The organism is Lysinibacillus fusiformis (assembly GCF_002845985.1).
GTDB lineage: Bacteria > Bacillota > Bacilli > Bacillales_A > Planococcaceae > Lysinibacillus > Lysinibacillus fusiformis_D.
The window spans coordinates 179,348-203,866 of the sequence record NZ_PDFK01000004.1 but is presented as its reverse complement, the minus strand read 5'-3'; the positions used below and the strand labels follow the sequence as shown (position 1 = coordinate 203,866).

Below are 24,519 nucleotides of genomic sequence, written 5' to 3'. Positions count from 1 at the left end.
ATTCCAAACATGTGGAAATACAAGGAATCGCCTTTAATAGTGTCGTTTATGCCCCTTTTTTACATCCTCCCAGTCAATCTCGATGTTATGCAAAACACGCGTTAGTAGATTGTGGATGCTGTCAATCTCTCCAGTGGAAAAACCTGCAAGTGCACGAGCATTGGAATATTCGCCCTCTCGTTTCAAGAAAGGATAAATCTCTAAGCTTTTTGTTGTTGGGAAGAGCAATTTATTTTTTTTATTTCCTTGTTCAATACGCTTTTCAATAAAGCCCTTGGTCTCTAATTTTTGAATAGCCCGTGAAGCAGTCGTACGATCCACCTTTAATAGCTCTGCGACTTTTTCTTGAATGATACCAGGATTTTCACAAATTCGGATGACATATAAATATTGTCCCTTTGTTAAATCCAACTCCTTAAATTCAATATTACTAATTGAGTCTAATGCCCGTGCAATAGCACCTATTTCACGTAAAATTTCTTTCATGGTCGATCCTCCTGAAATTTTTATTGTATTTGCAATAAAAAACGTTCTATACTAATAGTATCATCTTCGAAGTGAAATTGCACCTAGTGAAGATGGTCAATAGGAGAAACTAGGAGGAATATTCATGAGCATAAAAAAAGTGACAACTGAAGAAGAATTACAAACAGCGTTCGATTTTCGTCGACATGTTTTTATTGAAGAACAACAAGTACCTGAGGTAGAAGAGTACGATGAATTTGATTCGCTCGATGCACCATGTGATCATATTCTTGTGTATTACAAGGAGCAACCTGTTGGAACGGGCAGGCTTCGCATTGTGGAGGGCTATGGCAAACTAGAACGTATTTGTATATTGGAACAATACCGTAAATTTGGCCTGGGGAAAGAAATCATCATGGGCTTAGAGCAAATCGCACGAGACAAAGGTTTAACAAAAGTAAAGCTGAATGCCCAGTCCTATGCAGAAGGTTTTTATGAAAAATTAGGCTACCAGCGTGAAGGCGAAGAATTCATGGATTGTGGCATCCCACATATTTTAATGAAAAAATATTGGTAGTGGACGAAATCGTCTTTTCAATAACCTTCTCATTAGTGCTAGATTTTGTCACTTAGTATTCGTTTGCAGAGAGAAGGCGGAAGATCTGTTTTCGATAAAGTATACAATTCAATGGCACTACTTATGTTTAGCTGCCATTAGAAAAGGCTCCTCCTTAGCTAAGGGGAGCCATTTTTTTGCACGACGGATTCTAGTTTCAATTAAAAACTACCTTCATAAAGAAAGTTGGGCAGCTTTCAATTATTTTTCTTTGACAATCGTACCTGCGAAATTGTCATGAGGTAGACGTTGTCCATGCTGTTGCTCAAAGGTCTGGCGATTTTTTAGATAATCAAACGTACTGAGGGTGTCTCGATAAGCCATTCGTTTAATTATTTGACCGTCTGATAGTGGATGGCCATCTTCATTTTCGAGTGCCAGTTTCATTGCTTTGTAGCCAATGGTTTGTCCATTTTGACGGAGCTGTGCATATTCTAGTGCCCATAGCACGGCTGTTGGCGTAACGAGCGCATGAACGACTTCGTTTTTCACTTTTTTTCGTAGGAAATATTCAACACCCAACGTGACTGCGGTTGATATCGCTGTATCGATTAAAAATGCTGCTGTTCGTCTTTTTGTGATCGGCTCCATGTATGTCCTCCTTTATTACTCTGTCACTAGTACATACGAAACATAAGGACAAGAAGTTTCGCGTTAATCTTGATTTATTTCCAATGGCAATACGGGATAAGAGGGAATGGCCCCATGCTTCGTTGTCGAAATCCCTGCATAACGGTTTGCAAAAGTGAGCAGGGACATCGCATGCTGTTCGCAATAGGCTTCAACATCAGCTACTGCTAGTTGATGTTGAAGGAATTTACTTAAAACTGCCCCAATAAATGCATCTCCAGCCCCTGTCGTATCGACAGTTTGTACCTCCTTAGCAGGAGCCTTTACATGAAGCTTTTTCGTATATAAAGTAGCCCCAGCAGCGCCATGTGTAATGATGATGACGGCTACATGCCCCTGAAATAATGCTTGGACGGCCGCCTGTTCCTCCTCTACTGCTGTTAAAAACAATAGCTCCTCCTCTGAAAGCTTCACAATATGTGCTTTAGGTAGAAAGGCGAGGATGGTTGCCCGACACGCAGTCTCATCCTGCCATAAAGGTAAGCGCACATTCGGATCAAAGGAAACAAGACTACCTGCTTGATGTGCCTGTTCAATAAAAGCAAGATGTGCTTGCTTCATAGGGCTTTCCACAAGATTAACAGAGCAAAAATGAACGATATCTTGTGCAGTGAGTAATTGTAAGGGGAGATAGTCTTGCTTGTACAATAAGTCCGCAGCATGTCGGCGATAAAATTGAAAATCACGCTCACCGTGACCATTTAATGAGACAAAAGCAAGACTTGTTTCTCCATCAGCTGTTTGGCGAATGTACTGCGTGTCTACACCTGTTTGCTGTAACGTTTTTATTAGGAAATCGCCAAAGGCATCCTGACCGACCTGTGTTAGAAGAGCTGCCTGCTGACCCAGCTTTGCACAGACCGCTGCTACATTTGCAGGTGCACCACCCGCATGTTTAGTAAAGTGCTCGATATCGGCAAGGGAGCCATGCTGCTCTGTTGGCGTAAAATCAATTAGTAATTCCCCTATAGTAAAGAGCTTGCTCATGAGGATGCCTCCTGTGGCAGCCGCTTTTTCTTCGGAATGTAAACTGTATAGAAAATACCTCCGAAAATAAGCAGGATACCTAACGTTTGCATAATGCTTGGCATAAAATCAAGCAACAGCATATCCAGTAAAATCGCGACAACAGGGTCAACGAACACTAATACGGATACAAGAATGGTTGTAAGGTTGCGAATACTATCAAAAAATAAATAGTAAACAAATCCTGTATGAATAAAGCCTGTGCCCAAAATATAAAACCAATTGGAAGTGGTTAATCCCTCAAACAAGGAGAAGTCGATGAAAGGCAGTAGTATGACGATACCAACCGTTGTTTGAATATAGGTTAACGCATAGGAGCTAAGCTTCGTAATGGTTTTGCTTGTTAGCATGGTGAGGGCATAAAAGACCGCTGACAGTAATGCCCACACAAAACCAGATTGCATAAACTCTGAGAAAGACACAAAGTTATGGAGACCAATGATGAAAATACTACCAATAAAGCAAGTGATGGTTGCTACAAGTGCTTGAATGGTCATTTTTTCCTTTAAAAAGATAGCGCCTAAAATTAAGACAAAAATAGGGGCTAAATTATAGATGGAAATGGCAATCGAAATCGACATTTCTTCAAAGGCTTTAAATAAAAATACCCAGTTTAAAACGATAAAGACGCCACAAATAATTGTTTGGAGAATTTCCTTCTTATCCCAAACCTCTGATTTATGACCCCCTGTAATAAGCCACATTCCTCCTAGAAAGAGGGTGGCACAAATGCATCGAACAAAGACAAGCTCTGTAGCAGGAACACCAGTATGAACCGTAAAAAAGCCTATGGAACCAAACAGTGCCATGGAGACGGTTAGTTTAATCATTGCGGAGATGTTCATACGACACCTTCTTTCTATTTTTTGTAAAATTATTAAAGCAAATAAGTAACGCGCGGCTTTCTTTTATTCACGAATTTGGCCGTTGCCATATATGAAATATTTAGTTGAGGTTAACGCTGGCAAGCCCATTGGCCCACGAGCATGTAGTTTTTGCGTACTAATGCCAATTTCTGCACCATAGCCAAATTCAAAGCCATCCGTGAAGCGGGTAGAGGCATTATGATAAACAGCCGCTGCATCGACATTATTTAAAAATGTTTCTGCGACCAATTGATCTTCTGTAATGATCGCTTCAGAATGATGTGTGCCAAAGCGATGAATATGCTCAATTGCTTCATAGACATTTTCCACCAATTTAACACTTATTGTTAAATCAAGATATTCCATCGCATAGTCTTCCTCCGTAGCTGGAAGAGCAGCCTCAAATAGCTGACATACTTGTTCATCACCGATGATGGTCACACCTGCGTCATGTAGTGCTGTTAACAGTTGCATACCATGAGACTTAAACCAAATAGGATGAATGAGTAAGCTTTCTGCTGCATTGCAAACAGAAGGGCGCTGCGTTTTAGCATTCAGGCAAATTTTTTCTGCTTTTATGTAATCCGCCATTTGATCCACGTAAATGTGACAGTTGCCCGCACCTGTTTCAAGTACAGGGACAGTTGCTTCCTTCACAACTAAATCAATAAGCGCTTTGCCGCCACGAGGAATTAATACATCTAAGTACTCTTTTAAATGAAATAATTCTTTCACCGTTTCACGACTTGTATCCTCAATTAATTGCACAGCCTCTATAGGAATAGATGTTTTAGCAAGTGCACGGTGGATACTTGCCACTAGGGCGGTATTTGAAAATTTAGCTGAGGAGCTGCCACGTAAAATGACGGCATTGCCTGTTTTCAGAGAGAGAGTCGCTGCATCTACTGTGACATTTGGGCGTGCCTCATAAATCATACCAATGACCCCAAGTGGTACAATCCGCTTTTCGATGTGTAAGCCATTCTCTTTATCAATCTGCTCAATAACTGTGCCTACTGGATCTTGTAGGGAGACAAGTAAATGAATGGCATCGGCCATTGCCATTATACGTTCTTCATTGAGCATCATTCGATCTAGTGTAGAAGCAGGCAAGCTCTGTTTCTCACCCAGTGCTAAATCTTTGGCATTTTCAGCCATAATAGTATGCTGGTCAATGATTAACTGTTCTGCAATTTTTGTTAGCGCCTCATTCTTTTCACAGGTCGTTTTAATATTTAATATGTAGCTGGCAGCCTTTGCCCGTTGTCCTTTTCCTTGAATTTCACTTGTCATTCGTCATTCCTCCCTCATTCGTTTGAATTTTCAGCCATTTATCTCTGTGTATCACCTCAATAGGGCATTTCGACAATGTATCCGTCCGTTTTCCCATTGCTACAGTTAACTCTAGGGAAGAGTACAGTACTTCGCCACGTCCTAATAAACCTTGTTCACTATAAACTTCTACAACATCCCCATTGTCAAAATCACCTTCTACACGATATACGCCAGCGGGTAATAAGCTTTTGCCATTGTCCATTAACGCCTTTTCGGCACCACTATCTATAAAAATTTTACCAGAAACTTCCGTAAGTGCAATCCACTGTTTATGATTTGTTAAAATCGCAAGTTCATCATGCTCGACATAGGTGCCGTCCCCATGGCCTGCTAAAATAGCAAGTAGTTTATGTGCACCTTGACCTGTTCCGATAAATACTTTCACACCTGCACGTAGCGCTGTTCGGGCTGCCAATAGCTTAGATGCCATGCCACCCGTGCCAACCTTTGAACCTGTACCATCAGCAAAGCTTAACATGTCATCGGTAATAGCTGTTAACCGATCAATACGTTCCGCCTGCGGATTTTTAGCAGGATTGGCATTATATAAGCCATTGATGTCTGTTAAAATGATGAGCTGATCTGCATGGACAAGACCACTTACAAGTGCGGACAGCATATCATTATCCCCAAATGTCAATTCACTAATAGATACTGTATCGTTTTCATTAATAATTGGTAGCATGGAACGTTCTAATAATTCCTCGAAAGTAGCATAGGCATTTTTATAGCATTCTTTTTTAGAAAAATCTGTGCGTGTCAGTAAAATTTGAGCAGGCGTTATATCGTAAATGCTAAATAAGGCACTGTATGTTTGGATCAGTAAGCTCTGTCCAACAGCTGCCGCGGCCTGTTTTCCTTTTACCGTTACAGGACGAGCAGGGTAGCCAAGTTGTTTAAAACCAGCGGCTACTGCACCCGATGATACAAGCAAAACTTCATGACCCTGCTTCTTTAATTCGGCGATTGCCTGCACATGATCCATTAAACGAACTTTATCGATTTCGCCTTTTACATTTGTTAAAGAGCTACTGCCAATCTTCACAACAATCCTTTTTCTCTCCATCACACTACCTCCAGTTGTCTTATGTTCGTCATTGCTTTGTTAAATAGAGCAATGACGTTTCATCTTTGACACCAAAATTTTGCTGAATCAAGATAAAAAAAGCCTTTTCATCCTAAAAATTAGGACGAAAAGACTTGCCTTCCGTGGTACCACCTACATTGAACATCATGCGACATTCCACTTTTCTCATAACGCTAGAGACTGCGCCTAGTTTGGCCAGGACGTTTTACGAAGTAGGTTCATCAGTCTTCCTTGTACAATGCCTTACAGCCGATGGGCATTGCTCTCTTTTCAAGCAGTGGCTAACTACTAGTCTCCGTTCGTTTTCTCATCATGGAGTTGGTAACTATTGACTAAAGAATGCACTACTTCCTAAAGTCTGTCAAGCTGAATAGTGAAATTACTTGAAAGTTTTGATAAATTAAGAAGGAGAGATTCAAAAATGCTAAAGAGGCAACCTATTCGATTATTTAAACCACCAAATGGCAATGAACAGGGGAAGCATAGCTAAAACAATGACAAAAAAACTCCAAATAACTTGTTTACCTGTTGACATATTTCTTGGTTTAATACTCATTTGTTCATAAAGCTGGTTAATGGCACGTTGCTCTTTCGAATAAAGCATTGCTTGAAATTCTTCGTAATCTTGAATATAGCTGGAGGGGGGACGTGGACTAAAGCGTAAATTTCGAATGGAGTCCGTAATCTCTTGATCGCCCATCCAATAGGTGATCACTGGAGCGAGACCTGCGTTTTGTGCGGCCTTGACGTCAATGTCATGTGATTTCATTTTATAGTAAATCTGTCCATGCTCATCCTCATACTGCGTAACAATATCACTTACTGCCATTAACAATCACCTCTTATGGAAGTTATCTATTTTTTCATGAGTTTCTACTATTATAATGGATTAGGGGAGAAAAGTATCGCATGAACGAGCAGAATTTGTGAAATGAAAATTTGTGAAAAATTTTTGATAAAGTCATAAACTTACAGCTAATGAGTACAACGTCATGTAGTATAATGTAAATAGTTTTTTTAAAGAAGTTGAAAGAAGGGAAAGTTTTGGAAAGTTCAACGTTATTCGCGTTTTTAGGGGCTGCTATTATTTTAACCATTATGCCAGGGCCAGATAATTTATTTGTACTTGCCCAAAGCATTACACAAGATAAAAAGGCTGGTATTGCTACATCACTTGGTCTATGTACAGGGCTCCTTGTCCATATTAGTGCAGCAGTACTTGGTATATCTGCGATTATTTATCAATCCACAATCATTTTTTCAATTGTCAAATTTGCAGGAGCAGCCTATCTATTATATTTAGCTTGGCAATCATTTCGAGCCAAGGGAGATCCATTTACCTTACAGCAACAAAATACACAAGCTTATATTACATTATATAAAAAAGGAATTTTAATGAATATTTTAAATCCAAAAGTATCATTATTTTTCTTAGCGTTATTACCACAGTTTGTGAATCCCGCACAGGGACATGTTGCGTTTCAAATGCTTATTTTGGGTATAGTATTTTTAGTGCAAGCACTCGTATTATTTTCGTTATTTAGTATATTTGCAGGGAAAGTCAGAAAACTCATTATTGGTCAACCTGCAATTGCGAAGCGATTAAATATGATTCAAGGTATCCTCTTCACATTTATCGGGATACAAATTGCCATCAGCAAACAGTAGGAGGAATGGTCATGGCTATTTTACATATTACCTTTAGCTTAGCAACGCAGGGCTCCCTGAAGCTTGCAATTCGTCAGCATCATTTGCAGCGTAATGAAACGGTTTTAAGTGTCCATGATGATTTCTCAATTGGGCCACTTCAACACTTAGAAGAACGTAAAACTTGGTTAAACACTCATATTTTTAAGGATAATGAAGATCAGCAATTGTATGATGATATGTATGAGAACTGGATGAAAAAAATCGCAAGTTTACCTTGTGATTTGGATGTATGGATTTGGTATAGTCAAAACACACACGAACAAATTGGCCTGCGCTATGTGATGAGTGAGTTGATTCATAAATGTAGTATGGTTTATGGAATTGATACAACTGAGGGTCTGAAACGATTGCAGCCTAATATGAGTATTCGTCATACAGGGGAACTTTCCTCCAATATGCTCATGAAGCTTCGCCCTGAGGCCAAACGATTTTCTGTCCAAGCATGCCAACAACTCGCGAAGGAATGGGAAGATATCAAAAAACAGCCAAGTATGTTGCGATTGTGGAAAAATGAGCTAGTGCATGTAGAGGAAGATGCGCTGGATGCACTCATTATGGCTAGTGCAAAAGAGTTGCAGATCCAGTACAAGGAAGAATGGCTGATGCCTACACATATTTTGGCTCAAACATTTGGGGCAATTGATCATTATGTCGGGGATGAATTTGTAGAGTATCGCTTACGGACCCTCGTCGAGCAAGGATTGTTTGAGATTCAAGGTGATATAACGGACATCTTTTCATATCAGGTTAAAGTACGTTAGCGTATGGAAAATAACAACACAACTAAATGAACGAGCAATAAAAAAGATCAGGAGCGCAAAGCCTGATCTTTTTTATTGTTCCAAATTCATGAAGCAGTTGGTTCTATGCATAACAGGATATTTAAGTCTCTATCTAGTTATACGAAGTGCTTTCATGTTGATAGCATGTTACATATTCATCTTTCATTAACAAACTTTTACAAGCCAAACCATTTTCGTGATAAATCTCTTTATCCACATTTAATTCTATACTTCTATTTGAATTTGTATACTTAGACTCATGATTAACAATAGATAATTTAACCTCGTCTAGCCATTCCATTGAAAATTGACTTTTTGCAGCTGCATAATAGATGGTTTTGATTGTATGATTCTCGTTATTTGAAATTTCTACCCATACATTGACACCACTACTTGGACCTGCACCACCATAGGGTTCATAATAAGCGTTCGCTGTGTATTTTCCAGAAGGGGATGATACAGATTCGGGTCCTTTTTGCATCAGTTTTTTATCTATAGTTCTAAATGTAAAAAAGTATTGGATAGATATAAATAGGCCAAAAAACAGGACTAAACCCGCCACAAATGCTGTTAATGTTTTTTTAGGGAAATGATTCCGCTTAAAAAAGAAAATGATTAATTTGCTAACAAAAATGAAAAATAATAGCAATGTAAATTAAAATACAAAGAAGCCAATCGTGTTAAGGTATAAATTCAAATTATTACCTCCTTAGTATGATGAACAGGTTAATAGACTGTATAGTGGTAATTAGAAATTTAACATGTTTTTCTACAGTTATCGTTAAAAATCTTTATGTTCAAACCAAAAATCAAAATAAAGCGAGTAACATTGACACCGAGGTGATGTTGTTACTCGCTCTTTTTCTATTTTTTTTCATAAAAATCGAAGACAAACTGTTTAAATTGGCGTGCAGAGGGGGGAAGATAGCGATTGTCAATCCAAGCCATGCCGATAATTCGTTCACATACCATATCCTCAACATGGATTTTAACGATTTTCTTCGGATTTAAATCCTCATCATCTGGAAGTAAGGAAACGCCCAGCCCCGCACCTACAAAACCAGCAATGGTCGATACTTCGTCCCCTTCATAAGAAATTTTAGGCTTTATGCCAGCAGCATTTAACAATCGATCAGCAGAGCGGCGCAGTGCATAGCCCTTTTTCATGAGCACAAAGTTTTCATGCTCCAGCTCTTTCATTTTAATGCTTTTACGATGTGCAAGCGGATGATCAATCGGTACCATAATAAAAAGCTCATCTCGCCATAATTCCTTCCAACATACTGGCGGCTCTGTATCAATGGCTGCCAATAAGCAAAGATCTAATTCACCAGCCAATAATTGTTTTAATTGTGAGTGAGAGTAGTTTTGCGTGAAATGAAAACGAATATGGGGGTGTTTCTGACGAAAAGCACGAATCAAGTCAGGTACGATACTCGTTCCAAGCGTATGTAAAAAACCGAGTGATACATCGCCGAGCTCTGGATTATTAAGCTCTTGTAATTCTAAAACAGCCTTTTCATATTCTTTGCGCATTCGCAGTACACGATATAAAAACAGTTCACCATATCGGTTAAGCATAATTGAGCGCCCTTGTCTGTCGAAAAGCGGTACACCTAATTCTTCTTCCAGCTTTGAAATAGAACGACTAAGTGCTGGTTGTGAAATCGCTAATGCTTCAGCAGCTCGTGTCATATGCTCTAACTTTGCCACGGTTACAAAATATTCTAATTGTTGCCACTCCATTTTTTCACCTCTTTTCTCGTTATTTTTAAGTTATCTGCATTATAACGGGAAACAGAGTGGAAGTATAGGTTGCAAATTATTTTTAAAAGGACGTTGCATTTTATTAGCAGAATGGAAAAGTTAAGTAGCAAAAGTGTGATAGCACAGCGGTTAAGTTGACATCATTCATGCATGGTACACATTGATTTGATAAAAACTATAAATTATACATTATGAATAAAGGGTGGTAAGATAGACACATAAAATACACAATTATAAATTTCCGTGAAGGGGATATCATAAAATGAAGTTAACTAAGCCACAACCTCTAACTATTGAGGGAGGCAAAAAAGCCGTACTATTACTGCATGGATTCACAGGTAGCACAAAAGATGTGAAAAAACTAGGAGAATTTTTATCTCAACGAGGTTATACCGTTCATGCACCAATTTATAGTGGGCATGGTGTAGAACCAGAAGCATTATTAGAAACAAAACCAGAGGACTGGTGGAACGATGTAGTGGAAGGTTATAACTTCCTCCAAGAGAATGGCTATGAAGAAATCGCTGTTGTTGGGATTTCACTTGGTGGCGTCTTCTCATTAAAAGTAGCAGAGACGTTTCCAGTGAAAGCGTGTGTAGCGATGTGTGCACCAATTACACGTGATAATTCAAAAGGCTTATTTACACGTTTGTACCATTATGCTCGTTTATATAAACACTTTGAAAATAAATCAAAAGATCAAATCATTTCAGAATTACATGAATTACGCATTACACCAAAAGATTCTTTGGATGGCGTAACACGTTTAACAACTGAAACTCGTGAAGAATTATCAACGATCAAAGCACCTACACTTGTGTTACAAGGTTCACTAGATGATGACCTATACCAAGAAAGCGCACCTTTCATTTTAAATACAGTAGAAACAGACGACAAAGAAATCATTTGGTATGAAAATTCTGGTCACATTATTACATTAGATAAAGAACGTGATAAAGTGTATGAAGATGTTTATAAATTTTTAGATCATATTGAATGGTCAGTTGCAAACTAAGGAGGGGCTGTCAGCAGGCAGCTCTTTTTTTGTTCAATCAACTGAACTTTGTAGCATTCATCTAGATAAACGAAAAAACTATTGTAATTATAATAAATGCTTGATAACATGATGAAATTATAGTGAAAAATCATTCGATTAAAATAATTTGCTATGGTCTAAAACTTCTAAGGAGCACATCAATTATGCAACAAAAAATACCTTTTTCAACCTATGCAGTCATCGGAACAATGTTATTTGGACTGTATTTTGGAGCAGGGAACCTCATTTTTCCTATTCAAATGGGCCAATTTGCTGGAACTAATTTTTGGTTAGGGTTAATCGGATTTTTAGTTACTGCCATCGGGCTACCATTCCTCGGAATTTTAGCGATTGGTTTATCAGGTAGTAATGGTTTACGTGATTTAGCGAACCGTGTTCATCCTATATTTGGCATTGTTTTTTCATTGGCACTGTATTTAACAATCGGTCCGTTTTTTGCCATTCCACGTACAGCAACCGTACCATTTGTTGTAGGCTTTGAGCCATACATTCAACCACAACATGCAACGCTGCTACTAGCAGTATTTAGCTTTGTATTTTTTGCCGTTGTCTATTATTTCTCTTTAAATCCAGCAAAAATTATGGATTACATCGGTAAATATTTAACGCCTGCTTTTTTAGTCGTCTTATTTATTATAATTATCACAAGCATCATCAAACCAATGGGTGATTTCCAGCAGCCAGTCGGTGATTATTTGGATGCTGCTTTTATGACGGGCTTTAAAGAGGGCTATAATACGATGGATGCCCTAGCATCGCTGGCATTCGGGATTGTTGTCATTAATGCTATTAAAAGTGCAGGAATTACAGATCGCAAGGAAATAGCCAAGGCTACATGGACATCGGGTATTTTTGCGATGGCTTTAATGACACTTATTTACGGCTTAATTACGTATATGGGAGCTTCTAGTATTGATGCTGTTGGTACTTTTGACAATGGTGGTTTAATTTTTGCCGCAGTAGCAGATCACTATTTCGGCTCTTTTGGGGCCATTTTATTGGCACTTATTATTGTCCTCGCTTGTTTAAAGACAAGTATAGGGTTAATTACGTCCTGTAGTGAATTTTTCCACGAAGTGTTTCCAAAAATCAGCTATAAATGGTTTGTGTTCTTACTTTGTCTTGTGTCCTTTACGATTGCAAACTTTGGCTTAAACAATATCATCCAATTTGCGATCCCTGTTTTAATGTTCTTATATCCACTAGCCATTGTATTAATCTTGCTTGCTCTTTGCTCATCTTTCTTTAAGAATAAGCAAACAGTTTATGCCATTGCGATGATTTTTACATTTTTCATTAGTTTAATTGATGGCTATAAAGCCTTGGTGGAAAGTGTGCCAGGAGCGAAATTAGGCGTTTTGGACGCAGTGGAGAAGCTGTATTCAACGATCCTTCCTTTTTATGACATCGGATTAGGTTGGATACTACCAGCTCTTGTAGGAGCAGTGATTGGGAGCTTGTTCCCGTCTAGAAAAGTCATATAAATGAATAACCACGCACAGACATAATTCACTGTGCGTGGTTTTTTTTATGGCTTAATAAGCTGTCCAGCCACCATCCACCGCAATCACTTGTCCATTCACAAAGCTTGCTTCGTCTGAACCAAGAAAAATAGCTAATTGTGCGATTTCTTCTGGTTGACCAGCACGAGGATTAATCGATAGTCCAAGTGATTGGCGTGCAGCACCCGCTTCACTCATACTAGTCATAGAAGAGGCGATATTAGTCATAACTGCTCCTGGTGCAATCCCATTACAACGAATATTTTTATCAGCATACATAAACGCTGTGTTTTTTGTTAAACCGACAACGGCATGCTTCGAAGCTGTATAGGCTGCCCCTGCGCGTGCCCCGTATAAGCCACCAGCAGAAATATTATTCACAAAGACACCATGCCCTTGCGCAAGGAAAATTTCTGTAGCCATACGCATAGAGCGCATAACGGCTGTAGTATTCACGGCGAATACTCGATCCCAACGTTCATCAGAAATTTCACCAACTGGCTCCATCCCATCCATAATGCCCGCATTGTTCACTAAAATATCTAATTGACCGTAGTTCGTGTTCGTTTCGTCAAATAAACGTTGTAAGTCTTCTGTTGATGCGACATTTGTTTGAATGGCAAATGCTGTACCCCCAGCTGCTTGAATACCGTCCACAACTGCTTGGGCACCCTCTAAATTTAAGTCTGAAACGACAACCTTAGCGCCCTCTTTTGCATATCCTTCAGCAATGGCTTTCCCCATGCCTGAAGCTGCACCTGTCACAATGGCTACTTTACCTTCTAATCTCATCTCAAAGACCTCCTCATGTATGTCGATAGTTATTGAACATCTGTTCATTAAAATCATATAATAAATATGAAAGCGATTTCAATATGCAAATTATCATGATGTGTTGAGTATTCAACACTTTTGGAAAAACTGTTGAATAAGGAGCTGAAAAAATTGCGTACAACCGATTTACGGATTATTAAAACGAAACAAGCCCTGCACAACGCCTTATTGACCTTGCTCAGTCAAAAGCCATTGGAGCAAATATCGATTGCAGAAATTTGTAGAGAGGCGAAGATTAATCGAGGAACATTCTATTTACATTACGAGCAAAAAGAGGGGCTCTTTGAAGAATACTTTCAGGAAATTATGGAGGATTTATATCAATCCTATGAAGAACCCTACCGTGCCGTCCCAACCTTGGACACCCATCAACTCGATCCAACAACCATTCGGATTTTTCATCATATTGAACGCTTTAAAATGTTTTATCGTATCGTATTTTCTAAAAATGTCCCGTTGACCTACTATTACATGCTATTTGACGGGATTTATTCACTGTTAAAGCGAGACATTACTACACACCATGAGCATCAAATAGCGGACCATATTTCGATCGACTATTATAGTGCCTATCAAGCGAACGCCATCATCGGACTCATCATCCAATGGTATCGCGGCGATTTTAGCGACAGTGTAACAGTTCTAAACCAGCAACTAGCTTCGATTTTAAAAAATGTTCGGAGTGAAGGGTAGAGAGACAAGTGTAGGATAGAACAAGAAAAGCGAAGGATAGCCTGCTGAAAGTGTAGGATAGGAAAGGAAAAGCGGTCTTGAAGTGAGGGATAGAGAGAAGTGTAGGATAGAACGCTAAAAGCGAAGGATAGCCTGTTAAAAGTGGAGGATAGGAAAGGAAAAGCGGAGGATAGAATGCTAAAAATGAAGGATAGAGAGAGAAGTGTAGGATAAAACCGGAAAAGCAGAGGATACTCTGCTCAAAACGAAGGATAGCTTATCTCTTTCAAAGTGATAAAGCGATGGGCTACTAGCAACGTAGCCCATCGCTTATTTGAATTATGGAATTGGAGCAGGTTTCAGAGCGACAACGATTGTCACAAGGATGATGAGCTGTATAGACCTTTTCACTTATCAATTGTAGAGCAGCTTCGATAATTCGTTGTGCAGTTCCTTTCGTGCAAGTAATTACTTACATGCTAACGAAGTATATTTTTATTTGCAACATAATGGAAGAGCATTGACAACTATATCGACTGCTGATATATTTTAATTATATCGACTGACGATATATTGATGGGCGATATAAGGGGGGATTTAGATGACACAGGAACATCCGCCATTAACAGAGGGCGTTTATTATATTTTATTAGCATTATACGAGGCTAGGCATGGCTATGGCATTATGCAATTAGTGGAGGAAATGAGCAATGGGCGAGTGCGTTTAGGCGCAGGTACCATTTATGGTGCGATTAAAACATTGCTAGAACGAGGCTGGATAGAGGCGCTTGATGAAGATGGGCGAAAGAAAGAATATATCATTACCGCTACTGGAAAAACGGTCATTGAATATGAAATTTTAAGATTAAGGGAACTTTTTGACAATGGTATCCGTATAACGAAAGGAGTTGAATAATATGCATAAATATCGCTTGATGATTAATCCCTATGCAATAGAGAAGTGGGTTAATGACATGGCTTGTCAGGGCTGGCATTTAAAAAAATTCATATGGATTCGGTTTACGTTTGAACGAGGAGAACCAGGTCGCTATATTTATCGCCACGATGAATTGGAGCGATTTGGCAGTCACTATGAAGAGGACTACCTGGAATTTCTTCAATCCTCTGGCATTGAACAGGTTGATCGCTCTGGCAATTTTGTGTTTTTTAGAAAAGTAGCACAGGAAGGTCCATTTGAGCTCTATACAGATAAAAAAACCAAAATTGGCAACTTGTCAAAAAAGATGACACTGTTATTTTCCCTTATTCTACTAAATTTGTTCATTGGTATCATCGGTTTAATGGGCGATTTTTCGGAGCAAACGACTGACTGGGTTGGTTTCACATTGAATACGTTGAATCTAGTTGTTGTCGTATTATTCTCTCTCCCACTCTATAAGCTTATGCGTGTACGTAATCGATTAAAGAGAGAATTAAATGTATTTTCAGATTAACAAGCGAGCATTATTTTCCGGGAAATCAGAAAATAATGAAAATTTAAGCATGACTTCATAGTAGAGGTGAGATTAGATGAAAAAAAGGATGTATCGTTTTTTTATGGATTACGAAAAGGAAGAACGATGGGTCAATGATATGGCGGATCGGGGGTGGAATCTAAAAAAAACAGTGGCAGGTTACTTTGTATTTGAAAAAGGCACACCAGAACTATATATTTATCGAAATGAATTTGTGAATAGAAAATCAAAGGATTATTTTGAGTTTCTAGACGCGATGAATATTGAGTGTGTGTCCAAATTTGGTGGATGGGCCTATTATCGAAAACTAAAATCAGAGGGACCCTTTGAAATATTTACAGATACCACTTCCAAATTTAACTATATAAAATCAATGAATCGCTTTTTTATACTCGTGTTACTGTTAAATTTAATGACTGGTATTTATAATATAGCGCTAGGTTTATGGGAATCTGCTGCAGGACTAGTGAATACTAGTGTAGGATGCATGAGCTTGATCGTAGCCTTGCTGCTGGTCATTCCTATTGTGAAAAATGAAAACCGCAAAAAGGGCTTGAAACAAGACTTACATATATTTGAAGGATAAGGAGGATGACAACATGACATTACAGTTACAGCGTGTTACAAAGAAGTACAAGGATTTTACAGCTGTGGATGATTTGAATTTTACCATTGAAAAAGGTGAAATTTTTGGTCTGATTGGACAAAACGGTGCAGGGAAGACAACGACATTCCGAATGATTTTAGATTTACAGGAAACGACGGCGGGTACAATTACTTGGAGTGGTCAGCCAGTCAATGCCATTAACCGAGATATCCTTGGCTATTTACCCGAGGAGCGAGGTATTTTCCCAACGATGAAGGTAGAGGAGCAGTTGTACTTTTTTGGTGAGCTACGTGGTATGAAAAAAGCAGAGTTAAAAAAAGAAATAGATTTTTGGATTCAACGCTTTGAGCTGGAAGAAAAACGCAAAGATAAGGCAGAAACATTATCAAAGGGGAACCAGCAAAAGGTTCAGCTCATTGCAAGCTTTATTCATAAACCAGCGTTTTTAATTTTAGATGAACCATTTAGTGGACTAGATCCAGTTAATAAAGATTTACTGAAGGATGCGATTTTACTATTAAAAGAGCAGGGTACAACCATTTTATTCTCCAGTCACCAAATGGATAATGTCGAGGAGCTTTGTGATCATTTGTGCTTATTAAAACGAGGTGTCTCTTTATTTTCTGGAAGCTTACTAGATTTAAAGAAACAATATGGTAAAACAAAGCTTGCAGTTCGTACGGATTGGTCAACGACACAGCTATTGGCACTAGAAGGCGTCAAGGATGTGCGTGTAGAGAAGGAGCAAACGGTTCTTACATTAGCAGACGAAAGCTTTGCCCAAAGTATTTTTGAGCAGCTGTCCAATGGGAAATATATTGAAAAATTCAGCTTGGATTATTTATCGTTAGATGAAATCTTTAAAGACAAGGTAGGTGGCCATGTTGTCGAAGTTTAGTTTACTAATGAAGCAATTATATAAATCTAAAATCAAGTCCAAATCGTTTATCTTAATGACCTGTTTATATGTCCTTGTCATGTCTGTAGCTGTATTCTGGTCAGAAATTAAAGAGCTATTTACGGGTGATGATGAAGCACAGCAAATCGCCATTATTAATGAAACTTCTGCAGATTTAAGTGGAATCTTTGTCTCCAATGGGGATATGGCCTTTATTCAGGATGAACAGGATGTTTCAAAACTTGAAAAAAAAGTAAAGGATGGCAAGCTTGATGCGATTGTGACGATTAACGATCAAGATGGTCAGCTACAAGCAGAAATAGCGACGTTCACACCATTGAAATTGAACGATCAATCCACATTGTCATCCTTATTGCAGTATGCTGGTCAGCATTATGCCGTACAGCAATTATCGTTATCACCTGAGCAAGCAGCACAAATTATGGCAGCTCAAACAACGATTTCAACGAAAAACTTAAATGAGGAATCAGCAGGTGGGAAAAGTGAGGAAGAAAAGCAATCAGGGTTAGTTGTTTCCTATGCTGTCGGCATTTTAATCTATTTCTTCATTTCTACATTCCTATCGATGATTACGACTGAAATTGCCTCTGAAAAAGGCTCACGAGCAATGGAAATGCTCCTAGTAAGTGTCAAACCAGCGACACATTTTAAAGCGAAAATTGCTGGTGTATTATTGCTGGCTTTAACACAGATGGGTATTATTGCAGCAGTTTTCCTCATCTATGCGAAATTTATTAAAGGTGGCATGGTATGGGATGCGGCTGCTAGCATTATCAAGGAGTTATCTATTGGCTATGTAATCTATGCTATCGTATTCCTGTTGTTAACGGTCATTCTGTATTTAATCATTGGTGCATTATTTGGTTCATTGGTATCAAAGGTAGAAGAAGCGGGTCAAGTTTTAATGCCAGCGATGATTATTACGATCATTGGCTTCTATGTCATGCTTACAGGCATGGGGAATCCGGATACATTAATCATTAAAATTTTCTCTTATATCCCGTTAACTTCTGGTATGATCATGCCAATGCGAATTGGTGCTACAGATATCGGAGGTATTGTTCCACTATTATCCTTAGGTATTTTAATCGCAACGATTGTTGTCGTGTACCTATTTAGTTTATCGTTCTATAAACGCAGTGTATTGACATATAGCTCTGGTGGTGTCATTCAAAAAATTAAAACGGTATTAAAGGTAACAACATAACACAAGACCAAAAGCAGCTACATGGATGATGTAGCTGTTTTTTTGGTCATTAGATGCCATTGCTAGCAAACAATGCAAAGGAATTTACGGAATCAGTCGAATTTTGTATAGAAAGAAGCTATAATTTAAAAAAGGGGTGAGACTATGTTAACTAAATCAGAGGTGGACGCGCTTCTTGCCCTAAAGCCAAAGTGTCGTTTAACAACACCTGAGGAAAAAGCTCAGTTCTTTCAAAAACTTCAACAGCGATGTCCCATCAATAAAGAAATGGAAGACATTCTCCTTCATCGTGCCCAGATAGAGGTTTTTATTCATAATGCTCACCCTAACCAATATAGCTTACAATATGGGCTTCACCAGAATGACTATAATGTAACAAACTCGTATTTTTTCATACTGTAGGAAATGAAACTTTTTTACATGGTAATCGTAAGTAATTTAGTAGAGATAAATTGCAGGGGGTAAAACGTATGTCTGAATTCAACAATGATCTTTTAAAATCCAAGGACCCATTCGCTTCAGAAAATCCTTTATTACAGCCAAATCCACTAGTTCAACAGGCATCTGAGCAAAAGCCGGTACTTGTGTCAGAGCAGGAGTTATCGCAAATTGCACAAAATCAGCTGGTGTTAAAGCAAGATCCTGAGGTTCATGCACTGGCACAAAAAATTGATGTGAAAGATCAAATTGCTATGCTTGAGCTTGGTAAAGAAACAGCAAGTGGCATTTCTACCTTTTCAGATAAAATGCTCGCAACGATGAAAGCCAGTAAGCTGGAAGAGTCGAGTGTGCTATTAAATAATCTTAATAAAATTATGGATAAGTTCGATCCACAAGATTTTGCGGAAGAGAAAAAGGGCGGTTTCATCTCCAAGCTCTTTAATAAAGGGAAAGAGCAATTGGAAAGGTTCTTATCTAAATATGACAGCATGAACAAAGAAGTAGATGTTATTTATCGTGAAATTCAAAAGTATGAAGGTGAAATGAAGCGTAATACCATCGACCTTGAAAATCTGTATGACCAAAATTTAAACTACTTCCAGTCATTAAGTAAATTTGTTGCAGCGATTGAAGTAAAAACAGAAGAGGTTCGCGCATCATTACCTGCACTTGAGCAAAAGGCACAAACAGGTGATCAACTGGCAGCAATGGAATATGAAACAATGCTACGCGCTGTAGAATTATTAGAGCAACGTCGCTATGATTTAGAAATGGCACAGCAAGTATCATTCCAATCAGCACCTCAAATTCGCTTAATGCAGCAGGGGAATAACCATTTAATTGGTAAGATTAACTCTGCCTTTGTAACGACGATTCCCATTTTTAAACAAGGGTTAATTCATGCAGTCACATTGAAACGCCAAAAGCTAATTTCCGATTCGATGGTTGAACTGGACCGTCGTACAAACGAAATGCTTGTTCGCAATGCTGAAAATATTAGTAAAAACAGTGTGAATATTGCACGTCAAGCTGGTAGCCCGAGCATTAAAATCGAAACGATTGAAACAACATGGCAAACGATTATGGCTGGTATTCAAGAAACGAAGCAAATACAAGCAGAAACAGCTAGAAACCGTGAAGAAGGTCGTAAACGAATTGAACGTTTGCAATTGGAATATGAAAAACTGAAAAAAATGTAAGTCTAAAGCTTCCTGCAATCATTTTGCAGGAAGCTTTTTCTATGCCATGTATGACGTGACTCTGTCTCAAATGGAAGTATTACGCCAAGTGAAAATTGTTTTTTGACAAAAAGCAAAATACTGATTATGATAAAATTAAATGAGAATGATTATCAAATGAAAAAGGAAGCGGATAAATGTTACTTCAAGCAATAGGATTACATGAATTGATTCGTGGAGGAGTGAAAAACGAATGCCAAATAAACTAAAGCCCTCTACATTGTCGTATGAGCCTTTTAAAGATGGCACGATTGCTCTCTATACGACAGATAGCTTAATGATCGTTCCGCAAAGCCGCTATTTAGAATTGTTGCATATGGAAGAACTGTACAATACTATGCATACAGATTTAGATAACAAGCAAACAAGTTTAGAACGAGAACGAAAAATGCTAAAAAAACAAAATGCTCAGCTTACAGAGGATTTGCAAAAGGTCAAGCAGCAAAATATGGTGCTACAGAAAAAGGTAACCGAATACAATTGTGTGATAGAGGAGATGAAGGTGCTCCGCCAACAAAATACGGAGCTACTGATTGAATTAAGTAAATATACAGCTATGTCTAGAGAGTCACTGACGGGTCCTTTGAAGTCGATGATTCGAGATATGCGTGAACAAGGGGTTGGAATTAAAGAAATCCATATTCGCATCAAACGCCAGATCAATCCAGATATTAGCTATAGCACCGTGCGAAGATACATTTCCGAGCTAGAATCTGAGCCAAAAGGCTAACAGCTATTGTCAGGCACTTGAAATTTGGCATTTACAGTTGCCGCACAAAGTCCTATAATGGGTCTATTCTTTAACTAGTTTAAGAGTATGTGAAGTCGTTCATCGATTTCAATAAGAGTAGGAGCGTTATTGGCCATGTCAAATGAGAAAAAAGGGGTTTTGGCTGCTATTTTAGCCTATGCCTTTTGGGGAGCATTCCCTTTATATTGGAAACTACTTGAACATGTACCAAGTATGGAAATTTTATTATCCCGTGTCATTTGGTCTTTTGTCTTTACAGTACTGGCTGTCATCGTCTTTCGAATGCGGAAGGATCTTGTTGCAGATTTAAAATATTTATGGTCTCATCAAAAGCATTTTTGGCAGCTTGCGGGTGCATCCTTTGTTATTTCAATGAACTGGTATTTGTATATTTGGGCAGTCACACATAACCATTTAATTGAAACGAGCTTAGGCTATTATATTAATCCGCTCTTGTCTGTTATTTTTGGGGTGATTTTCTTTAAAGAATCGCTAAGTCGTGCACAATGGGTAGCGACGGGAATTGCTTTTATTGCGGTAATTATTTTAACGATTAATTATGGCTCTGTGCCATGGGTAGCATTGTTGATCGCGCTATCTTTCGCTATTTACGGTGTACTGAAAAAGAAAATTACACTGGACCCTACAAGGGGATTAGCGATTGAAACATTATTGATTTTACCGTTTGCATTAGGCTATTACATTTATCTGTTTACAACCCATCAAGCCTCATTTTTACATGTCGATGTCAAAACAGACATTTTGATGATCTTCAGTGGGTTAGTCACAGCTGTGCCGCTTATTTTATTTGCGAAGGGCGCACAAAATATTCCTTTATATTTACTAGGCTTTATTCAATATGTGGCGCCAACCATTGTCTTGATTTTAGGCATCGTGCTATACAAAGAGCCGTTTAGTCAAGTAGAGTTCCTCGCATTCAGCATTATTTGGGCGGCTTTACTACTATTCTCAGGGTCTAAAATCATAGAAACAAGGAAGGCCCATCATAAATCCGTTTCGTAAAAGACTTGTAGAGTTTCTACAGGTCTTTTTTGTGATGGAATTATGACGTCCACGATAACAATAATGGAGAAGTAGAAAAAGAGGTGTTTTAAATTGGAGGAACTTTTCCTTTTCAACCTTTACTTCCATGCTAGCATATAGTAAAATGTCAATAATTAGATAACAATGATAATTTAATGCGAGGTGCATGTTTGTGAGTGCGGTAGGTTCTAACTAGGTAAAAATTGAATGAAATAAAGGCTATGACGACAGGGGATATATGTCATGAACACACCCCTTAATTTGTCATGGATTTATTTCAAAAACCTATGTAGATACCTACAATACTTTATGAAGCGTGGCACACATGCTTGGAACTTCAATTAGATGAGGTTTTATTTGTGATGCTAAAAAACTCGCCTTTTAAAGATGAAGCTGTGGGGAATCCTCACAGCTTTTTTATGTTGCTGTACCCATATGCTTTTGTGCCGAAAGTGAAGCGTCCATTACTTAGAGACGCAATTGCTATGTTTAAAAAACCATCATTGCTATCTAATATTGGGTAGGTATCTTCATGTATGATAAAACATTACAATGAGGAGCATAAACAAATGAATAGTACGACTCTTGATAAATTACAATATGATGAATTAAAAGATATCGTTAAATCCTACTGTGTTAGCGGATTAGGAAAACAACTTTTAGATAAATTAATGCCCAGCTCAAGCTTAAAGGTAGTCAAAACGCGCTTGAATGAAACAACAGAGGCTCGTGCGATTTTAGATGCAGAGGGTCATGTACCCTTTTTAGGGGTATCGAATATAGAGCATTTGATGACGAAGCTTGAAAAGGGCATGATTTTAGATCCAAGTGAGCTAGTCAGTATGTCAGACTTTTTACGAGGCTGTCGTAACATCAAAAAATTCATGCTGGATAAGGAATTTTTTGCACCAGTTCTTTCATCTTATGCCCATTCCATGGCTGAATTTAAAAGCGTTGAAGAAGAAATTAATTTTGCAATCAAAGCCAATCGTGTGGATTCGGCTGCTAGTCGCGAATTAAAGCGTATTCGCCATCATATGGAGACGACAGAGGAAAAAATGAAAGAACGCTTAACGAAATTTTTGAATAACAGTGCCAATAAAACATACATTCAGGAGTTTTTTATTAGTCAAAAAGATGATCGTTATACGATTCCGATAAAGGCTTCTTATAAAAACCATGTACAGGGGACAGTAGTGGAAATTTCCTCAAAAGGGGCAACCGTTTTTATGGAGCCGAGTGTAGTGGCTAAATTAAATGTGGAATTGGCGACCTTAAAAGCCGAGGAAGCGGTAGAGGAGTATCAAATTTTAGCAACTTTATCTGGACTTTTAATGGAACATCTACAAGCCATCCATATTAACATGGAGTTAATTAGCCAGTATGATATGGTCTTTGCCAAGGCAAAGTTCAGTAGACAAATTGGTGGTATGGAGCCACATATTAATGATTATGGCTTTATCCAATTAATCAATGGCAAGCATCCTTTACTACCAGGAAATGCAGTACCTCTACAGTTTTCTATCGCGAGGGACTACCGTAGCTTAATTATCACAGGACCAAATGCTGGAGGGAAAACGGTCGTGTTGAAAACAATTGGTCTCTTAACATTAGCTACGATGTCAGGCTTTCATATCGTGGCGGATAAAGGAACTGAAATGGCGATATTTGATCATATCTTTGTTGATATTGGCGACAATCAAAGTATAGAAAATGCCTTAAGTACGTTTTCGTCCCATATGAAAAATCTGTCCGACATTATGAGCGCAGCAAATAATCATACACTTTTACTGTTCGATGAAATAGGCAGTGGAACAGAACCAAATGAAGGAGCTGCACTGGCAATTGCAATGCTAGAGGAATTTTACCAGATGGGCTGTATCACCGTAGCGACAACACATTATGGCGAAATTAAACGATTTTCAGAGATGCATCCTGATTTTATGAATGCGGCAATGCGCTTTAATAGTGAAACACTAGAGCCTTTGTATCAATTACTAATTGGCACGTCTGGAGAGAGTAATGCCCTATGGATTTCTAAAAAAATGAATGTCCGTGAAACGGTTTTACAAAGGGCAAAGGATTATTTGAATAATAAGGATTATCAGCTAATGCTTGTTCAAGACAGCAAAATTCGTAAGCCACAAGCAGAGAAAACGAGCATGGGGGCGACATATGCCTTTGCCAAAGGCGACCGTGTAAAATTATTGGATTATGATGATGTAGGCATTGTATACGAAGAAATGAATCCATACAATAATGTCAGCGTATTCTATAAGAGGCAAATGCTAGAGGTGCATGTCAAACGACTTACCTTGGAATTACCAGCAGAGGAGCTATATCCTGAGGGGTATGATCTCGAGACATTATTTGTAGACTATCATGAACGTAAGCTTCAGCATGATATCCAAAGAGGCTCCAAAAAGGCGTTGCGTAAAATCCATAAACAAATGAAGAACGATCGTCAGCAGTAAAAATAAGGGATTGC

The 24,519-nt window shown here is 38.4% G+C and carries 26 protein-coding genes; 16 read left to right on the top strand and 10 right to left on the bottom strand.

Features of this window, described 5'->3' with window-relative positions:
- Positions 1–33: 33 nt before the first annotated feature.
- Positions 34–486, bottom strand: coding sequence for a MarR family winged helix-turn-helix transcriptional regulator (locus tag CRI88_RS15645; protein ID WP_058844701.1), 453 nt, complete (start codon positions 484–486; stop codon positions 34–36).
- Positions 487–610: 124 nt separating this feature from the next.
- Between CRI88_RS15645 and CRI88_RS15640 the strand changes: the two genes are divergently transcribed.
- Positions 611–1,042, top strand: coding sequence for a GNAT family N-acetyltransferase (locus CRI88_RS15640; RefSeq protein ID WP_058844702.1), 432 nt, complete (start codon positions 611–613; stop codon positions 1,040–1,042).
- A gap of 240 nt (positions 1,043–1,282) precedes the next feature.
- On the opposite strand, the gene CRI88_RS15635 is transcribed toward CRI88_RS15640, so the two are convergent.
- The 6 genes from CRI88_RS15635 to CRI88_RS15610 form a co-directional block, all read right to left on the bottom strand.
- Positions 1,283–1,672, bottom strand: coding sequence for an RDD family protein (locus CRI88_RS15635; protein ID WP_089932503.1), 390 nt, complete (start codon positions 1,670–1,672; stop codon positions 1,283–1,285).
- 63 nt (positions 1,673–1,735) lie between these two features.
- Complete coding sequence (locus CRI88_RS15630) at positions 1,736–2,698, bottom strand: carbohydrate kinase family protein (RefSeq protein WP_101966827.1); 963 nt, start codon at positions 2,696–2,698, stop codon at positions 1,736–1,738.
- Positions 2,695–3,582, bottom strand: a complete 888-nt coding sequence (locus CRI88_RS15625; protein WP_058844704.1) for a DMT family transporter — start codon at positions 3,580–3,582, stop codon at positions 2,695–2,697. Before CRI88_RS15625 ends, CRI88_RS15630 begins: the two co-directional genes overlap by 4 nt.
- A gap of 63 nt (positions 3,583–3,645) precedes the next feature.
- Complete coding sequence (locus tag CRI88_RS15620; RefSeq protein ID WP_101966826.1) at positions 3,646–4,896, bottom strand: glutamate-5-semialdehyde dehydrogenase; 1,251 nt, start codon at positions 4,894–4,896, stop codon at positions 3,646–3,648.
- A complete protein-coding gene (gene proB, locus CRI88_RS15615; RefSeq protein WP_101966825.1) occupies positions 4,886–6,004 on the bottom strand; it encodes a glutamate 5-kinase in 1,119 nt (372 codons plus the stop codon). The genes CRI88_RS15620 and proB overlap by 11 nt, the downstream gene beginning before the upstream one ends.
- A gap of 466 nt (positions 6,005–6,470) precedes the next feature.
- Positions 6,471–6,854, bottom strand: coding sequence for a hypothetical protein (locus CRI88_RS15610; RefSeq protein WP_036126554.1), 384 nt, complete (start codon positions 6,852–6,854; stop codon positions 6,471–6,473).
- Between the two features lie 215 nt (positions 6,855–7,069).
- Between CRI88_RS15610 and CRI88_RS15605 the strand changes: the two genes are divergently transcribed.
- Together CRI88_RS15605 and CRI88_RS15600 are read left to right on the top strand one after the other, a co-directional pair.
- A complete protein-coding gene (locus tag CRI88_RS15605) occupies positions 7,070–7,693 on the top strand; it encodes a LysE family translocator (RefSeq protein ID WP_058844707.1) in 624 nt (207 codons plus the stop codon).
- A gap of 11 nt (positions 7,694–7,704) precedes the next feature.
- Entirely contained in the window at positions 7,705–8,496 is a 792-nt protein-coding gene (locus tag CRI88_RS15600; protein WP_101966824.1) for a DUF1835 domain-containing protein, read from the top strand.
- 133 nt (positions 8,497–8,629) lie between these two features.
- Here the strand turns inward: CRI88_RS15600 and CRI88_RS15595 are convergent, their stop codons facing one another.
- Positions 8,630–9,079 carry a DUF5412 domain-containing protein gene (locus CRI88_RS15595; protein ID WP_257982915.1) on the bottom strand — a complete coding sequence of 150 codons (450 nt, stop codon included), beginning with the start codon at positions 9,077–9,079 and terminating at the stop codon, positions 8,630–8,632.
- A 302-nt stretch (positions 9,080–9,381) separates the two neighbouring features.
- Positions 9,382–10,263 (bottom strand): LysR family transcriptional regulator, encoded by an 882-nt coding sequence (locus CRI88_RS15590; protein ID WP_089932495.1) that lies wholly within the window; start codon positions 10,261–10,263, stop codon positions 9,382–9,384.
- A gap of 283 nt (positions 10,264–10,546) precedes the next feature.
- Here CRI88_RS15590 and CRI88_RS15585 point away from each other — a divergent pair, with 283 nt between their 5' ends.
- Complete coding sequence (locus CRI88_RS15585) at positions 10,547–11,299, top strand: alpha/beta hydrolase (RefSeq protein ID WP_036129148.1); 753 nt, start codon at positions 10,547–10,549, stop codon at positions 11,297–11,299.
- Positions 11,300–11,484: 185 nt separating this feature from the next.
- Positions 11,485–12,825, top strand: coding sequence for a branched-chain amino acid transport system II carrier protein (gene brnQ, locus CRI88_RS15580; protein WP_036129150.1), 1,341 nt, complete (start codon positions 11,485–11,487; stop codon positions 12,823–12,825).
- A gap of 51 nt (positions 12,826–12,876) precedes the next feature.
- Here the strand turns inward: brnQ and CRI88_RS15575 are convergent, their stop codons facing one another.
- Positions 12,877–13,635 (bottom strand): SDR family oxidoreductase, encoded by a 759-nt coding sequence (locus tag CRI88_RS15575; RefSeq protein ID WP_058844711.1) that lies wholly within the window; start codon positions 13,633–13,635, stop codon positions 12,877–12,879.
- A gap of 153 nt (positions 13,636–13,788) precedes the next feature.
- Between CRI88_RS15575 and CRI88_RS15570 the strand changes: the two genes are divergently transcribed.
- From CRI88_RS15570 to CRI88_RS15515, 11 genes are all read left to right on the top strand, one after another.
- Positions 13,789–14,370, top strand: coding sequence for a TetR/AcrR family transcriptional regulator (locus CRI88_RS15570; protein WP_036129161.1), 582 nt, complete (start codon positions 13,789–13,791; stop codon positions 14,368–14,370).
- Between the two features lie 580 nt (positions 14,371–14,950).
- Positions 14,951–15,265: a PadR family transcriptional regulator gene (locus CRI88_RS15565; RefSeq protein WP_036129164.1), complete on the top strand. Its 315-nt coding sequence runs from the start codon at positions 14,951–14,953 to the stop codon at positions 15,263–15,265.
- Between the two features lies 1 nt (position 15,266).
- Positions 15,267–15,803: a DUF2812 domain-containing protein gene (locus tag CRI88_RS15560; protein ID WP_036129166.1), complete on the top strand. Its 537-nt coding sequence runs from the start codon at positions 15,267–15,269 to the stop codon at positions 15,801–15,803.
- Between the two features lie 76 nt (positions 15,804–15,879).
- Positions 15,880–16,410 carry a DUF2812 domain-containing protein gene (locus CRI88_RS15555; RefSeq protein ID WP_036129170.1) on the top strand — a complete coding sequence of 177 codons (531 nt, stop codon included), beginning with the start codon at positions 15,880–15,882 and terminating at the stop codon, positions 16,408–16,410.
- Positions 16,411–16,423: 13 nt separating this feature from the next.
- Positions 16,424–17,329 (top strand): ABC transporter ATP-binding protein, encoded by a 906-nt coding sequence (locus CRI88_RS15550; RefSeq protein WP_101966822.1) that lies wholly within the window; start codon positions 16,424–16,426, stop codon positions 17,327–17,329.
- 7 nt (positions 17,330–17,336) lie between these two features.
- Positions 17,337–18,557: an ABC transporter permease gene (locus tag CRI88_RS15545; protein WP_257982914.1), complete on the top strand. Its 1,221-nt coding sequence runs from the start codon at positions 17,337–17,339 to the stop codon at positions 18,555–18,557.
- A 144-nt stretch (positions 18,558–18,701) separates the two neighbouring features.
- Positions 18,702–18,959 (top strand): hypothetical protein, encoded by a 258-nt coding sequence (locus tag CRI88_RS15540; RefSeq protein ID WP_058844714.1) that lies wholly within the window; start codon positions 18,702–18,704, stop codon positions 18,957–18,959.
- Positions 18,960–19,027: 68 nt separating this feature from the next.
- On the top strand, positions 19,028–20,197 hold the full coding sequence (locus tag CRI88_RS15535) for a toxic anion resistance protein (protein ID WP_058844715.1): 1,170 nt from the start codon (positions 19,028–19,030) through the stop codon (positions 20,195–20,197).
- Positions 20,198–20,429: 232 nt separating this feature from the next.
- Entirely contained in the window at positions 20,430–20,966 is a 537-nt protein-coding gene (locus tag CRI88_RS15530) for a hypothetical protein (RefSeq protein WP_036129188.1), read from the top strand.
- A gap of 135 nt (positions 20,967–21,101) precedes the next feature.
- Complete coding sequence (gene rarD / locus CRI88_RS15525; RefSeq protein WP_058844716.1) at positions 21,102–22,010, top strand: EamA family transporter RarD; 909 nt, start codon at positions 21,102–21,104, stop codon at positions 22,008–22,010.
- A gap of 590 nt (positions 22,011–22,600) precedes the next feature.
- Positions 22,601–24,505: an endonuclease MutS2 gene (locus tag CRI88_RS15515; protein ID WP_101966821.1), complete on the top strand. Its 1,905-nt coding sequence runs from the start codon at positions 22,601–22,603 to the stop codon at positions 24,503–24,505.
- The last annotated feature ends 14 nt before the right edge of the window (positions 24,506–24,519 follow it).